12 protein-coding genes are annotated in these 14,060 nt (G+C 65.0%); 6 read left to right on the top strand and 6 right to left on the bottom strand.

What is annotated here, in order from left to right; all coding sequences use genetic code 11:
- Nucleotides 1–633 precede the first annotated feature (633 nt).
- From OHB12_RS28600 to OHB12_RS28585, 4 genes are all read left to right on the top strand, one after another.
- Nucleotides 634–2,058 (top strand): cytochrome P450, encoded by a 1,425-nt coding sequence (locus OHB12_RS28600; protein ID WP_327112434.1) that lies wholly within the window; start codon nucleotides 634–636, stop codon nucleotides 2,056–2,058.
- Nucleotides 2,059–2,626: 568 nt separating this feature from the next.
- Nucleotides 2,627–3,193 (top strand): isochorismatase family protein, encoded by a 567-nt coding sequence (locus OHB12_RS28595; protein ID WP_327112432.1) that lies wholly within the window; start codon nucleotides 2,627–2,629, stop codon nucleotides 3,191–3,193.
- Between the two features lie 1,205 nt (nucleotides 3,194–4,398).
- Nucleotides 4,399–5,208 (top strand): pyridoxal-dependent decarboxylase, encoded by an 810-nt coding sequence (locus tag OHB12_RS28590; RefSeq protein ID WP_327112430.1) that lies wholly within the window; start codon nucleotides 4,399–4,401, stop codon nucleotides 5,206–5,208.
- Nucleotides 5,202–6,419, top strand: a complete 1,218-nt coding sequence (locus OHB12_RS28585) for a hypothetical protein (RefSeq protein WP_327112428.1) — start codon at nucleotides 5,202–5,204, stop codon at nucleotides 6,417–6,419. Before OHB12_RS28590 ends, OHB12_RS28585 begins: the two co-directional genes overlap by 7 nt.
- Nucleotides 6,420–6,469: 50 nt before the next feature.
- Here the strand turns inward: OHB12_RS28585 and OHB12_RS28580 are convergent, their stop codons facing one another.
- Complete coding sequence (locus OHB12_RS28580; protein ID WP_327112426.1) at nucleotides 6,470–7,456, bottom strand: carbohydrate kinase family protein; 987 nt, start codon at nucleotides 7,454–7,456, stop codon at nucleotides 6,470–6,472.
- 99 nt (nucleotides 7,457–7,555) lie between these two features.
- Here OHB12_RS28580 and OHB12_RS28575 point away from each other — a divergent pair, with 99 nt between their 5' ends.
- Nucleotides 7,556–9,634: a trehalose-6-phosphate synthase gene (locus OHB12_RS28575; RefSeq protein ID WP_327112424.1), complete on the top strand. Its 2,079-nt coding sequence runs from the start codon at nucleotides 7,556–7,558 to the stop codon at nucleotides 9,632–9,634.
- A 217-nt stretch (nucleotides 9,635–9,851) separates the two neighbouring features.
- On the opposite strand, the gene OHB12_RS28570 is transcribed toward OHB12_RS28575, so the two are convergent.
- Nucleotides 9,852–10,055 (bottom strand): hypothetical protein, encoded by a 204-nt coding sequence (locus OHB12_RS28570; protein WP_327112422.1) that lies wholly within the window; start codon nucleotides 10,053–10,055, stop codon nucleotides 9,852–9,854.
- Between the two features lie 247 nt (nucleotides 10,056–10,302).
- Nucleotides 10,303–10,584 carry a hypothetical protein gene (locus OHB12_RS28560; RefSeq protein ID WP_327121804.1) on the bottom strand — a complete coding sequence of 94 codons (282 nt, stop codon included), beginning with the start codon at nucleotides 10,582–10,584 and terminating at the stop codon, nucleotides 10,303–10,305.
- A gap of 117 nt (nucleotides 10,585–10,701) precedes the next feature.
- Between OHB12_RS28560 and OHB12_RS28555 the strand changes: the two genes are divergently transcribed.
- Nucleotides 10,702–11,310, top strand: a complete 609-nt coding sequence (locus tag OHB12_RS28555; RefSeq protein ID WP_327112420.1) for a class I SAM-dependent methyltransferase — start codon at nucleotides 10,702–10,704, stop codon at nucleotides 11,308–11,310.
- Here the strand turns inward: OHB12_RS28555 and OHB12_RS28550 are convergent.
- The 3 genes from OHB12_RS28550 to OHB12_RS28540 form a co-directional block, all read right to left on the bottom strand.
- Complete coding sequence (locus tag OHB12_RS28550; protein WP_327112418.1) at nucleotides 11,303–12,304, bottom strand: CPBP family intramembrane glutamic endopeptidase; 1,002 nt, start codon at nucleotides 12,302–12,304, stop codon at nucleotides 11,303–11,305. The genes OHB12_RS28555 and OHB12_RS28550 overlap by 8 nt on opposite strands.
- A 114-nt stretch (nucleotides 12,305–12,418) precedes the next feature.
- Nucleotides 12,419–13,243: an alpha/beta fold hydrolase gene (locus tag OHB12_RS28545; RefSeq protein ID WP_327112416.1), complete on the bottom strand. Its 825-nt coding sequence runs from the start codon at nucleotides 13,241–13,243 to the stop codon at nucleotides 12,419–12,421.
- Between the two features lie 318 nt (nucleotides 13,244–13,561).
- Nucleotides 13,562–13,879 (bottom strand): MerR family transcriptional regulator, encoded by a 318-nt coding sequence (locus tag OHB12_RS28540; RefSeq protein WP_327112414.1) that lies wholly within the window; start codon nucleotides 13,877–13,879, stop codon nucleotides 13,562–13,564.
- Between the last annotated feature and the right edge of the window lie 181 nt (nucleotides 13,880–14,060).

Raw genomic sequence — 14,060 nt, 5'->3', positions numbered from 1 at the left:
CGTGAGCGGCATTGCCCAGGACGTTCGTCCACATCTCCTTCAGTAATCTCGTGACCAAGAACCAAGCGAACTCGCGTCGGGTGAGCCCTTCGGCCCGGCCGGGATGTGGATACTCGACGAATTCGTCAGTGCCGCTGCCGAAATGGGGGCCGATCCGCACCGACTCCAAAACACCTGCGTGGTCACGCGATCGAAGGGGGCGGTGTGGCGGCCTTGTGTCTCGGTCTCGGTTCTATGCCTCCAGCGCTCTCGACCGCCACCGATCACGCGCTCAGCGGCTACTTACCGTGCGTTGATGTGGCGAGCCGCGCAGCGCATTGATCAAATCCCTTGGGCTGCCGAATATTCTGTCGAGAGCGACGGTGCCAACTGGTAACGATGGGCCATGACGAAGCTGGGTGTTGCTTTCCGTCCGCATAATCCTCCTCAACGGCTGCGCGCGGTGGTGCAGGTGGCCGATGTGACAGGGCTCGAGCAGCTGTGATCACTCTCGCTACGGATGGCGTTGATGTTTTCCTGTGCGGTGGTGGGTATTTCGGGTTTGGCGGACAACTCTGCGCGTACCCCGCATACTGAAGCTCCGGGAGCCGGCTAACGGACACACAAGATCCGAGTCTCATCTACGGAGCCCACATGCGCGTATCCCTGATCTTGCTGAAGGCGATCCCGCCGACCGCTGCCGCCGTGCTGCTCGCTTTTGCCGCGAGTCCACGCCTTGTAGACGCCTACCGGCTCCGTTTGCTCGCCACAGGCGACGACCCGGGTGATGTCCCGACGATCCGGATCCCCAACCGGGACCTCCATGGGGATCTACTGGAGAAGCTGTTCGCCCACAAGTCCGCAAGTCAACGTGGACAAACCCACGTGCGACGAACCTTCCTCTACTACAACAGGCCAGCAGACGAACACCAGGAATGCATCGACACCGACCACCCCCACTACGCGGAGCTGGCCAATGCGACGTTGCGTACCCTCTCCGTTCCACGCGAGGAGATCGTCGCCATGGCCCGCAGGTGCAGCCATCAGGTCCTGGAGGACCTCTGGCCCGTCGGCACCACAAGCCGCGTGCTGCGGCTTGCGGACCTTACCGTCCCGATCGCCTCGCGTCTCATGTTCGAACTGGTCTTCAGGGCCGCCCCGACGCAGGAACAGATCGCGCTGGTCGGCCGTTGCGCCACTGATACCGCGAAGAACTTCAAGGGACTTCGGAACTCGGGAAATATCTCCGCCAAGCTGGAGCTCCTCGACCTTTTGCGGGCCAAGGTGACCGAGGACGGAGGATGCCCTGGCATCTTCGGTCCCGACAGCACGCTCGACACGAACTCCAGGGCGAAACACCTGCAGGGGATGTTCTTCAGCAAGGGCGTCAACCAGCTCTCCGAATGCGTCTGCCATACCGTGCTCGCGGCATCCCGGCATCCACACGTGGTCGAGCGGATCCGTGGGGGCAACGCGCGCTACCTCGACCACGTCCTCACCGAAACCCTGCGGCTCTACCCCCAGCACGCCACGATCCAACACCTCGTGGTGGACGACGTCGCTTTGAGCCCGACGGTGACGATCCCGCGCGGGACTCAGCTCCTGGTGGACATCAGCCGCCACCAGCGAATGGGCCACACAGCACCAGACGCGTTCATCCCGGAGAGATGGGAACAGCCCAGCCGGGCCGAGGGCGGGTTCGTGGTCTTCGGCAAGGGGCAACGGAAATGTCCTGCCGAGCGGTTCTCCCGGACAGCTGCGGCTGTGATCGTGCAAGAACTGCTGAGCTCTTTTGCAGTACACGCACCAATCCGCCACACCCGGGCGCTGGAGGGCGGCGGCCTGTGCTGCCTGGTGCCGCTCGGCTCGGCCGCAACTCCCGGGATCGGGTTCAAGAAGAAGCTCGTGTGGACACGCGACCGCGCGGAGCGCGTTGCTTTCAGCGCGGCACAGTTGATCTATTTTTCCCTGGCAGCCCGAGCAGTGCAGCGCCTGCCACACGGCACCGACAGCAACAACGTTCCCCACCGCACATGCTCTCGCCGGCGAACCGAACGGTCGACCAGACGGGTGGAGTGAACTGCCGCAGACACGAATAGGAAGTATCGAGTGCTGCCAGGTGTCCGTGGTCGCGTGACAGGCGCGCGACTGCCGGTCCGACACCGCAGCGGTCAAGTTGTGACGCTCCCCGCAAGGATTCGGCGCACCTGCTCGAATCATCAGGTCGACCAGCTCAAACACAGGTGAAGCGTCCTGGAATCGGTATTCCGGACGTTCGGTGGGAGCGCCAAGCGTCGTAACGAGAGTTCCCGGCATAAAGTCAGTGCGGTGACCTGCGGATTTCCCGCTCAGTGTCAGTAGGTTTCCCACCTGATGTCGGGGGCCGTCGCGTCACTCCGCCGCTGAGCTGGGCAAATGTGAGTGATGCGTCCGGGTAGAGCGGAGTCTACGGAAGATCCTGCGGGTGAATGCCCGCTCGAACTCTCATCGGCGCTGACCTGCGTGTTCTCGGCTGACCGCCGACAACCGATTGAGCGGATCAGGGGGCGCGGATGTCCGACGGCGTGTTCGGCGATGTGCATTGGTGATAGCCACCTACAATAGGCGCTGGCCGAAGTCGTTGCGGGACCGATCTCGTGGAGGCGTCATGAGCAGAGCTCTGATCATCGTCGACGTACAGAACGACTTCTGTGAGGGCGGTTCCGTGGCCGTCGCAGGCGGAGCCGCGCTGGCCGAACGGATCAGCGAATATCTGCGCGCCAGCGACTACACCGCGATCACCGCCACCCGCGACTACCACATCGACCCCGGTGCGCACTTCTCCGACAACCCGAACTTCGTCGACACGTGGCCGCCGCATTGCCGAATCGACACCCCCGGCGCCGACTTCCACCCGAACCTGGACACCGCGCCGATCGACGAGGTCTTCTTCAAAGGCGCCTACGCCGCCGCCTACTCCGGGTTCGAGGGCGCCACCGAGGACGGCACGGCCCTCGCGGACTGGTTGCGCACCAAGGGAATCAACACCGTCGACGTCTGCGGCATCGCCACCGACCACTGCGTTCGCGCCACCGCCATGGATGCCCGCACCGCAGGGTTCGACACCCGGGTGCTCCTGGACCTGTCCGCCGGCGTCTCCCCCGCCAGCATCGAACGGGCCCTGGACGAACTCCAGGCGGCGGGCGTGGAGATCGCCGAAAACATCGACAGCTGACGGATACCCTCATCGGGCCGTCATGTGCGGGCCCGTAGTCGGGCCTGGCGGCCCGCCCCACGCGCCCGCGGGCTGACTCGCATTGTCCCGAACACCAGAGGGCCGATGAGCAAGAATCTGCTTTGGACCAGAAGTTCTACCATTGAACGACATCGGCCTGGCAGCAGCGCTGGCTCGTATCGCGCCGACCACTAACCTTCTGATCTGTAGTCCCGGAATCGGTGCGAGCGGTTGTGCTGGCCTGCGCGATCCGCGAACGCGTCGAAACTGCGCGCTACCGCTTCACGCCAGTCACGGTAGCTGGCTGGTGCCAACGTGATCGGCGTCGATCGCTGGCAGCCTTCGGCAACCTTTTCAGCGTTCCTTGCCGATGTCCTCGGCGTCGACTTCCAGGTCTCGAAGATCCGCAACCTGAGCAGTCTGAGCATCGCAATGAGCGCGAAGTCGAACCGGTTGACGGAATCGCGCGCCGCAGTGATCAGCGCTTCGAACTGTAGGTGCGAAAGTCCGAGTGTCGGTGATTCGTTCGGTACTCGGGATCGGCGGACGTACTCGGCCGGCGAGTGGTCCTTCACGCCGTCGATGACGCATGTGCGGTAGAACCCGGTCACTACCACGGTACGGCGGGCAACGGTGGAGGGGTTCGAACCGGCGTGTCTCCTGCATCCACCGCACGTACCGTTCGAGCTCGGCGCGCACCGCTAACAGCGGCAGGAGATGACGTTCGGTGCACCAGGTGAAGTACAAGATCCGCAATGGATACGGGAGCTGCCGGTGAACCGGGCCAGGTAGGCCGCACTGGCCAGCCGCAGTACGAGATCGTCACCGGCGAAGGTAATGTCGATATCCGATGAAGTACTCATGCTTCACGATGCCTGGAACGCCAACCGAATTCGCTCGGGTCGCGGCACTTCCGGACGTTTCGGTCGAGCGCTCGTAGGTCATCGGCTGGGACGTAGTCGCGCTTCGGCGACGGAGTTTCAGAGATACGTATGCCGGACACCGGTCAGCTTGCTCTGCTCTGCACGCCGTCGAGGACCTGTCCTGCATCTAGGATGTTCTTGTAGGTCGAGCTGGCAAATTGTCTGTGCCTCAGGCTGATTGAGAGCTGTGCGCCGAGGACGCGCCATCACCGTGGGTGCGGCGCGCGAGGTTCGATCGCCCCGGGACGAGCGATGCGGCTGTCTCGGATGGAAAGGGGTGCCGTGGAACCCTACGAAGATGAGACGTTGCGCGGGTTGACCGAGGTGGTGTTGGGCGAACTGGCTGCGGGCGGGGTGCAGCGTGGCGGGCCGGTGCCTGCTGGTGGTCCGGCGGCTGTGAAGGTTTGTGTGACCGGTCGGGCCGGTTCGGTGCTGCCACAGGTTGGGATCGGCGCGGAGGTCACGCTGTGGGAGCTGACGCGTGCGTTGGTGCTCGGGTCGGCAGACCCGGCCGAGGCGTGGTGTGTCGGGCACTTGCATTGCGCACCGTTGCCGGTGGCTGTCGCGGCCGATCTTGCCGCGTCCGCGCTGAACCCTTCGATGGATTCGTGGGATCAGGCTCCGGCGGCGTCGGTGATCGAGGCCGAGGTGGTGGCGGCGTTGGCCGCGCTGATCTACCCGGGGGCAGCGGCACCGGATGCGGTGATCACCAGCGGGGCAACGGAATCCAATCTGGTGGCGGTCCTGCTGGCCAGGGAGACTGCGCGCGCATCGGGGGGGAGCGCGGTACAAGTGGTGTGGGGTGACAACGCGCATCACAGTGTGGCGCGGGCGGCCTGGCTGCTGGGCTTGCCCGAGCCGATCACGGTCGATTGTCCGACGGGGGTGCTGGCACCCGCCGAGGTGGGTCGGGTCCTCCGCGGGCATCGGCGGTGGCCGGTGTTGGTGGTCGCGACCGCCGGTACCACCGATGCGGGATTGATCTGCTGTGGCTCGAGGCAACTTTGCTGCATCCACAAACCAGCGGCGACGATCTCGCACCGCTGTTGGACCTCGTCGCCGACCTCGCCGGTTGAGGGGCGGATATGCTGACCCCCGGCAACGACCGCACGGCACTGTGGACCTCCGCCGAGCGTTACCTCGGTGCCGGCACCCGCAACTACAGCCGCTACAGCGCCGAGATGCCGGTGTCGGCCGACTACCACCCCCAGGGCAGCGCCCCTGGATTTCAACTCCCGACATTCTGGGTCGACTTCGTACACGGTGAATATCGCCGCACCTCGGCCTCGTCACCGCTGCATGACATCTACTCCCGCAACGACCGCTTGCTGCTGCCGGTCCATCCCGACACGTTGGCGTTACCGCACCTGCCGGGCCGTGACCTACTCCTCACCATGGCTGCCGGGCCGATGCTCGACGTGATGCCGCTGGCGAACGCCCGCACCGTCCTCGTGCTCGGCGCCGACGGCGTCCCCACCGCACCGCATTTTCTGAAACTGCACTTCCCACAACGGATCTCCCGCTTCCAACGGACCTTGAACGCACCCGACCTCGGCCACGAGCTGTGGACCACGACGCAGCTGCACACTGCGGGCCTGCCCGTTCTCCGGGACCTCGGCGGCGGCTTGTTCGGCAGTGACCCCGACACCGCCTGGGGCTACCTCGTCCGGGATTCACTCGTCCGCGACGGGCACGATTTCGACTACACAGTGCCGCTGTTCGCGTTGTACGGCAACGATATTCGGTCACTCGGCCGCCAGCCGTTGCTGCACCGTTTGGTGATTCGGGCCGGTGTCGAACCCGCGGTATTCCTGGCCGAGCACATCATCGAGCCAATGATCGCGTTCTGGGTACGGGCCGTGTTCTCCACCGGCTGCCTGCCCGAATTGCACGGCCAGAACACGCTACTCAGCTTCACCCGCGACGGTCGCCACAGCCGAATCGCCTACCGCGACGGAGGGATCTACACCCTCGCCCCGCTACGCCACAGGTTCGAGCACTCCGCCGACCTGCCCCCGATGGACGTCGTGCCACGCGATGTCGCGGTCGATTGCGCTCACCTGATGAGCCTGGTCTACGACAGCTTCATGGGCCACCACGCCCTCACACGCTTGAACACATTGGCCACCGACCTGTTCGGCTTCGATCCCGACCTGCTGCCATCGCTCGCACGCAAAACATTCGCAGACAACGACGGAACTCAACTCGCCCTTCCCCACACCGTGTACTACTACGACGACACCTGCCCACCCGACCAAGGCTGGCGCCTCGCCGACACCGGACAAACACCGACCTGGCGATAACACTCGGCACACACCCGCTGCCCGGCGCGACCTATCCGCTATTCGGCATTTCAGTGCATTGCGGGGGGCTGAACTGTTGGCCAGCGTTGTTCGCGGGTCCCAGCCGCACGACTCGATATTGTGGTTCGCGCGAGCCACCGCTCGAGGTCGGCGGTCCCCGGAGCCGTGCTGGACCCTGGGCCGGTGGTGGCTGCCGTTCCGCATGCCACGGCGGCGGCGAGGCATTTCGCCGGCGGCCAGCCGGCGAGCAGGCCATGAACGAAACCGACGTTGAAGCAGTCACCGGCGCCGGTGGTATCCAGAGCCGAAATCGGTGGTGCGGCAGCGTCGTAACGTTCGCCGTTGTGTGTTGCGGTGGCTCCGGCGCTGCCGAGTTTGATCACCACGGTCGGCACAAGTTCGTTCAGCCGCGATATCGCATCGTCCATGGTCGGTGCCCTGGTCAGCCGCAGTGCTTCCTCGGCGTTGGGCGCGAAGATATCGGTGGAAGCCAGCGCGGCCCGCACTCCGGGGGTGTCGACATCGACGGCGACGTCTTGGCAGTCCATCATCACGGTGGTGCCGAGATGGCGGGCGAGTTTCAGCGCGTCCACGGTGTCGGTGTCGTAGCGTAGTTGCGGCACCATCAGGACACGCGGTCGGTATTGCCTCAGCAGCGACGGGAGCGGTTGCGGGTAGCTCGGGTCCTGAAAACTGACCATCGCACGGTCCTCGGGTGTGGACAGGGCGACGGTCAGGCTGCGCAGCGGGGTCGGCTGATGCCGGAAGGCGCTCTCGTCCAATCCTTCTGCGCGTGCCGCGTGGAGGACATGGGTGCTGAAGGGGTCGGTGCCGAAGTCGGTCGCCCACACAACATCGTGCCCGAGCCGATACGCGGCCATCGCCAAGGTGTAGGCGCCACCGGGCATCATTGTGAACCCATCAGCGAAGACCTCTCGGCCAGGTCGGAGGGGCTCGGGTAGCCCGTGGAAGATCAGATCCACGAAATAGGCGCCCACCACGAGAATTTCTCGCCCATCCGGCTCGTCTGTGCCCATCCGATGAGCGTACCGGGGGTGAGGTGCCGGATGTGGGAGGTCGAGACGGTCGCGGCGGCACAGGGATTCATGTTTGCGGGTGTTAGCTTTGGGTTGGTGATGAGGATTCTGGTCACCGATCTGGACGGTACGTTGCTGGGCGGGGAAATCGCCGACCGGCGTCGGCTGTGTGCGGTTTTGGCCCGCCATCCCGAGGTGATGGTGGTTTTTGCTACCGGCCGCGGCGTGGCGTCGGTCGCCGATGTGCTGCGTGACCCGCTGGTGCCGAGACCGCGCTGGATCATCGCCGACGTCGGTGCCACCGTGGTCGACGGCATCGACCTGCGGCCGGTCGGGGACATTCAGGCCACCATTCGTACCGGATGGCCCGGGACACAACAAGTTCGGCAAGCGTTGAGCCGCTTCGGGCAACTGACGTACCAGCGGGTGGCGCAGGACGGGCGCTGCTCGTATCACCTGGCATCGGGCCAGCTGACCGACGAACTCACTACCGCTGTCCATTCGCTCGGGTGCCGGTGGCTGTACTCGGCGGACCGCTACTTCGACGTCATGCCGCCGAACGCATCGAAGGGCGAAGCCGTGGCGGCGCTGGCCGAAAAGTTCTGTTGGCCAGTGGATTCCATCCTAGTGGCCGGTGATTCGCTCAACGATGCATCGCTGTTCGAACTGGGCGCACACGGCGTGATAGTCGGCGCCGCCGAGCCCGCGCTATACCGGGCGGTTCCCCTCGACGCGCGTATCCATCGCTCCGAGCGTCCGGGCGCGGGCGGGATACTCACAGCACTGCACGCGCTGGGGTGGGTCGTACCGGACAACGGCACCGAGGACCGGCACTGCCTGATAGTCGGCTATCACCGACCACCGGTGCCCCGGGGTGAGCGACGATCACCGTCCAGCCCCAACGGGATTCTGCCCAGCCTGACCGCCCTGTTCGCTCAGGGGTTGCCGGGCATCTGGGTCGCCACTCAGGTCGGCGAGGACGGTGTCGACGCACGCGAGCACGAGGTCCCGTTGTCACTGCTGCCGGTGACCGCCGATGAATGGAGTGGCTACTTCCATCGCGCATGCAAGGACACACTGTGGCCGATCCTCATGTCCGAGCCGCACCGCATGCGCTTCGATACCGCAGCCTGGGCCCACTATCGTGTGATCAACCAGCGATACGCCGAGCGTATCGGCGAGCGAGCAGCATTAGGCGCGACCGTCTGGCTACACGACTACAACCTATGGCTCGTCCCCGGCCTGCTTCACCGGGTCCGGCCCGATCTGCGCATCGGACTGTTCCACCACACTCCGTTTCCGCCGCCGGAGGTGTTCGCCGCCCTGCCCACGGCAGACGAAATTCGTTCCTCGCTCATACAGTTGGACTGGGCTGGATTTCACACCAATACCTTTGCCGACAACTTTCGACAAACCCTGGTTGGCCAGCCCACTTTGCCGGCCTTGGGTGTCCATCCGCTGGGTATCGACCGTCAAGCCATCGAAGCACTCGCCCGCAGTCGCGCCTCGCGCATACGCCCCAGCCGACACGCGTTGGTGCTCTCCGTCGAACGTCTCGATTACACCAAAGCCCCTGTACACAAGGTCGACGCCATAGCGGCGTTGCTGGAGCACCGCCCGGACCTGCACAGCCGATTGGTGTTCCGGCTCGTCTGCCCACCACCAGAACCAGGCATCTCCGCCTACGACACCACTCGCCGCGCTCTCGAGCGACGCACCACCGAGATCAACGATGCCTGGCGTATCGGCAGTTGGCAACCGATCGACTACATCCCGCACAACCTGCCGCTCCCCGAGGTGATCGACCACTACCTGGCCGCGGACGTGTTCTGGGTGACATCCCTGCAGGACGGCATGAACCTGACCGCAAAGGAATTCGTCGCCGCCCAGTCGGCAGTGACCGGACCCGGCTCCCGGCCCGGGGTGCTGGTGCTGTCCCGCTACGCCGGCGCCGCAACAGAACTCGGCGACGCCGCCCTACTCACCGACCCGCATTCCCCCGAAGACCTCACCGCCACACTCGCCCGCGCACTGTCCCTCGACCACACCGAGCGCCGCACTCGCGCGAAACGTCTGGCCCACCTCTTGGGCCACGACCGCCCCATCGACTGGGCAACCCGCATCATCGACGCCATCCGCGTCCGCACCCCCGACCCGGCCGCAGTGCCGATCACATGACAGCCGTCCTGATCGCGCAACTCGGCATATTCGGACATCGCGAAACACGCGGAAATCGGCTACTTACCGAGCGTTCCGACGTGTCCGAACCCGCAGGCCAGCTGACGCGGCACAGAACCGCGAGGCCTTCCACCCAAAACCCGAAACAAGCTCACAGGACACAGAGCCGCGTTAGCCGCCCGCGCAGCCGGTTAGGTGACCGCGCGGGCACTGTCGGTCAGGAGCGCAGATCGCGCTGGTTGAAGCGCAGGAATCCGGCACCAACCAGCACGGCGCTGGCTGCGAGAAGGATTGCGGCGTCGGCCCATTGGATCCCGTGGCGCAGGGGTTCGCCACCGATGTAGTAGTGGAATGGTGAGAGATATTTCAGCCAGTCGGCACCGATCACACCGGCGAGGTTGCCGGCGATGTAGGTGAGCACCCCGATCCGGAACGCGATCCCGAGGACTTCAAGCAGGTGGGAACCAACCAACGATTGCGAGAAGCCGCGGAGAAGCTGGCCCTGACCCTGTCAGCGGGCGGCGGGCGGCGGGCGGCGGGATGCAACGCTCGACCGCGCGGGTGCTGACGGCGCTGCTCTACACCGAGCAGGACACCATGACCTCCGCCGACCTGTGCGCGGAGTTGTCGATCAGTTCCGGGCGCGGTATCGACCGCGATCAAACACCTCACGACCGCACGACCGCAGAATCCGCCGACCTTCGGCGTGCGCCCGCTGAGCGACCCCGCTCGTAGTAGGTGACCATCTGACGCCAATAACCGAGCTGCAGAAGCATCTGGATCGCGGTTGCCGTCACCGCTTGCGCCGGGCGTCGATTCCACGCGGCAACCACCGCCGTGATTCCCGCCACGGCGCCGGGCGCATTGACGGCCATTGCCGCGTCTCGTGGCCGCTCGTCCAGCCACAGCTCCTCACCCAGTATCGCCTTGCTGGGTAGCGAAGACGTCAAGAGCCACAGTGCATTCGAGCCAGGAGTGTTCGAGCGATGGTGTGAGCCAGGGACCGGCAGAAGAGGCAAGCGGTCCGCGCGAGTTGTGTGCCCACGCCATGATCCAGGAGCGCGACAGTGACTCTCAGCAAGAATTGTGCCGTTCACTTCGCGCACCCGCGTGGCATTCGCGGCGCGGTCGCCGGCGTGGTCATGGCGCACCGACGTGACTACACCAGCCGTGGCAAGTGGGCAATGGGCAAACTCGAGCCCGCGCCGGATGCGCATGTACTCGAACTCGGTTATGGCCCCGGTGTCACACTCGCCGAGCTGTGCAGGCTGGCGCCGGACGGCCGCGTGGTAGGCGTGGATCTGTCACCGGTCATGTTGCGCCAGGCCACGCGCCGCACCCGAACTTTCGTCTCGACCGGGCTGCTGGACCTGAGGCACGCAGACGCCGCCGATCTCGATCCCGAATTACGGGACTTCGACCTGATTTACGGCATCAATGTCTGGCAGTACTGGGACGACGGCGCAACTGTCATCAAAGATCTGGCCACTCGGCTGAGGCCCGGCGGCAGATTGTCCTTGGCCTATGAACAACCGCCGGGATCCACTGTGACATGCGGTCGCGCCATTGTGCAGATGGTGGAGCAGTTCGCCGCCACGCCCCTGGTCCACGTCCAGTCCACATGGATGCCCGGCCACCCCGCGGTCCTGGTTTCGGCATCCAGATCCCTCAGATGAGGTTCAGCGCGACAGCGATGGTGCCCAGCGTCGCCATGATCGAGGTCACCCCGACGTGCATCCCGATCGAGAGCCGGATGTCCTTCTCCCGCCAGGCGAACCAGAATCCCGGGAACATGAAGATCACCCGCGACACGAACACCCAGGGCGACCAGAAGTGGTACAGCGAGAACAGGACCGCACTGACCACAGGGGCCCAGCCACGAAGGTGGGCGATGCGGGGCAGCAGGAAACCGCGGAAGTACAGCTCCTCGATGAGCGGCAGGGAGATTCCGGTCAGGGGCAGGCAGACCAACATCGTGGTGAGCATGACCGAGTACGAGTAGCCGTCGAGGAACTTAGTGGCGCTGCCGGCATCGTCGTTGTACGGCACCCGGGTGAAGAAGTTCTCGAGGAAGAAGGTATTCAACGGGGCAGTCGCGAAGCTCAGCACCATCATCCACACGATGAGGGGGATGACCATCGCCGCCAGCTTCCCGCGCGAAAGCGGCCGACCGGTGTAGTGCAGCACGCCACGCAGCGAGAAGCGGCCATTGTGCCTGCGACCCAACCACAGCAGCCCTGACAGGATCGGTATCAGCACCAGGCACAAGGCGATCGCCCAGCCCAATAGGGACGGATAGCCGATGGCCTCGACAACTGGTTCACCGATGAGCAGGTAGGCGGCGACAATCAGTACACCGGGGACCAAATGCAACACGATGGACAGCGGCAGCGAATGACGATCACCCAGCAACCGCTGGACGAATCGGTTCGGACGAGCGTCTTCGAAGGCACGCATGACAGAACTCCCCTCAGCCGAGGCAGGATCGGACGACTGTGGCCCTGCTCGACGCTCGCGTTCCTTGCCCTGGCCTTCCGCCACGCCATCCTCGACGCCACCGCGGGAGTCGTTGCCGCAACCGGCGAGTGCGCCGACACCCAGCGCGCCTTTCAACACCGTCCGGCGCCAGGTGCGTCTCGCACCGGATGTCCCGTTTGTCGTGCTTATCATGCTGCGATTCCTTATCCAGAGAGCTGGAACCCCGGACGCCGTCGGGGCCGCGGTGATCTTGTGTGCCATCCAGGCCATGACGGGGCCAGGCCGAATTGCGGGCCGTGGGCCCGGTTATTCGCCGGACGAATCCGCTGGAGCCTGAGGCTGGGCCGCCAAGGTCTCGCGGACAGCCTGAGCGATGGCGCGGAAGTCTTTGCGCACGATGTGGGAGTGGTTGCTCGCGACCTTCGCACTCACCTTGACGTTCGGGTTGTGGGCGAGGGCCGGGTCGAGGGAGGTGCGCACCCGTTCCATCTCTCCGTCCTCGCTCCCGAGGCTGTTACCCGTGGCCACGACGAATCGCGTCGGACAGGCCAGGCGGCTGAGGACCGGATCGCCGGCGGCGGCGTACTCGTTGGCGTCGATGCCGACCTCGGCATGCTGGGCGGCACTCATCCGCCCGGCCAGGCCCAGCGGTCGGGCCAACGGCAGCAGAAACCGCATCTTGTGGAACTGCTGACGGATGCGGTCCCGGCCCTCTTCGCCGGTCAAGCCATACGGAAAGGCGTCCACGATCACCGATCCCAAGGCGCGGTCGGGATTCCGGTCGGCCCAGTTCCAGGCCAGGATTCCGCCGTAGGACCAGCCCACGAGCAGCGGCCGGTCCACCCCGCGGGCCGCCAGGACTGCATCGAGATCACGCAGGCACGCTTCGAAGGAGTAGTCCGCCGACTGCTTGGACTTGCCGCGGGCCCGCGTGTCGTAGCTGATGTGCCGGTAGCCGCTGCCGAGATCGGCGATCGTCGGCCGCCAGTGCTTCTGGTCTGCGTATGCCCCATTCAGGTAGACAACGGGAATGCCGGGTCCGCCGGTGTCGGTCACGGCCAGTGCCGTGTCATCCACCGACACCATGCCGGTCCAGGTCGAGTTGGTCGAGGATGTGCTGTTCTTCGTCATGCCAATCACTATCAGCGCCTGGCCTGACACGACCCTGATACTGCGCTGTCATGACCGCTGTTATGACGTTTCACCCGGTCAGGCATGTCAGAGGTTCAGCGAGCCAGCGTCGAAGCGGCCAACTCGCGCCAATTCGCCTGCGCCCCTTCCCACATCGCCGCAGCGAACTGCGTGCGCCGAGGCGGTGCGTGCCCGTTTCGGACGCCGCATGGAAAGCCTCGACCCGGAATTCACGGGCATCCTCGAGATTCTCGGCAAGATAACCGAGCAGATCCTGCGCCATCGCGCGACCGATTGCCCGCTCGGCGCCGCTGTGAATTACCGACTGCCGTCGAGGACGCGCTCGAAGTGAGAGAGGTATTCGAGCAGATCCCCGATTTCGACCAGCGGTATGCCCGCCCCCGCCAGGGTCCGGACCTGCACCAACCGCAGCAGCTCTGCGGAACGGTATCGGCGACAGCCCGAACTGTCGGCCTCGGGCTCCTCGACCAGGCCGTACTGGTGGTAGAGCCGCACTGTCGCTGTCGTGACGCCGGCGAACGCCCCTGCCTCATCGATCGTGAAACCGCCCCGAAGGTTGGGAGGCGATTTGCGCGGCAGTCCCCTTTCCGACAGAACGTTCGCTACGTCGACCATGCCTCCCCCTACTCAGTGTCGCCGACTACCAGTAGATAGCATCACCGAGTAGCGGTCACGCAAGCTTCCCGGAACGCGGCACGGAGCAGGGTGACCACGTTCTACTCTGTGATACAGTCTAGTGGTAGTCAGCGACACTGAATAGTGCGCTTCATTCAAAGGAGGCTGCCACGGACAACTT

It is taken from the genome of Nocardia sp. NBC_01730 (assembly GCF_035920445.1).
GTDB lineage: Bacteria > Actinomycetota > Actinomycetes > Mycobacteriales > Mycobacteriaceae > Nocardia.
The sequence above is the reverse complement of the archived record's forward strand: the minus strand, read 5'-3'. Positions and strand labels throughout refer to the sequence as shown.

Excerpts from the sequence above, each read along its gene's own strand:
- OHB12_RS28545 (WP_327112416.1), bottom strand. The coding sequence starts at position 13,243 with ATGACGAAGAACAGCACATCCTCGACCAACTCGACCTGGACCGGCATG.
- OHB12_RS28540 (WP_327112414.1), bottom strand. The coding sequence starts at position 13,879 with ATGGTCGACGTAGCGAACGTTCTGTCGGAAAGGGGACTGCCGCGCAAA.
- OHB12_RS28575 (WP_327112424.1), top strand. The coding sequence starts at position 7,556 with ATGAGGATTCTGGTCACCGATCTGGACGGTACGTTGCTGGGCGGGGAA.
- OHB12_RS28600 (WP_327112434.1), top strand. The coding sequence starts at position 634 with ATGCGCGTATCCCTGATCTTGCTGAAGGCGATCCCGCCGACCGCTGCC.
- OHB12_RS28595 (WP_327112432.1), top strand. The coding sequence starts at position 2,627 with ATGAGCAGAGCTCTGATCATCGTCGACGTACAGAACGACTTCTGTGAG.
- OHB12_RS28585 (WP_327112428.1), top strand. The coding sequence starts at position 5,202 with ATGCTGACCCCCGGCAACGACCGCACGGCACTGTGGACCTCCGCCGAG.
- OHB12_RS28550 (WP_327112418.1), bottom strand. The coding sequence starts at position 12,304 with ATGATAAGCACGACAAACGGGACATCCGGTGCGAGACGCACCTGGCGC.
- OHB12_RS28580 (WP_327112426.1), bottom strand. The coding sequence starts at position 7,456 with ATGGGCACAGACGAGCCGGATGGGCGAGAAATTCTCGTGGTGGGCGCC.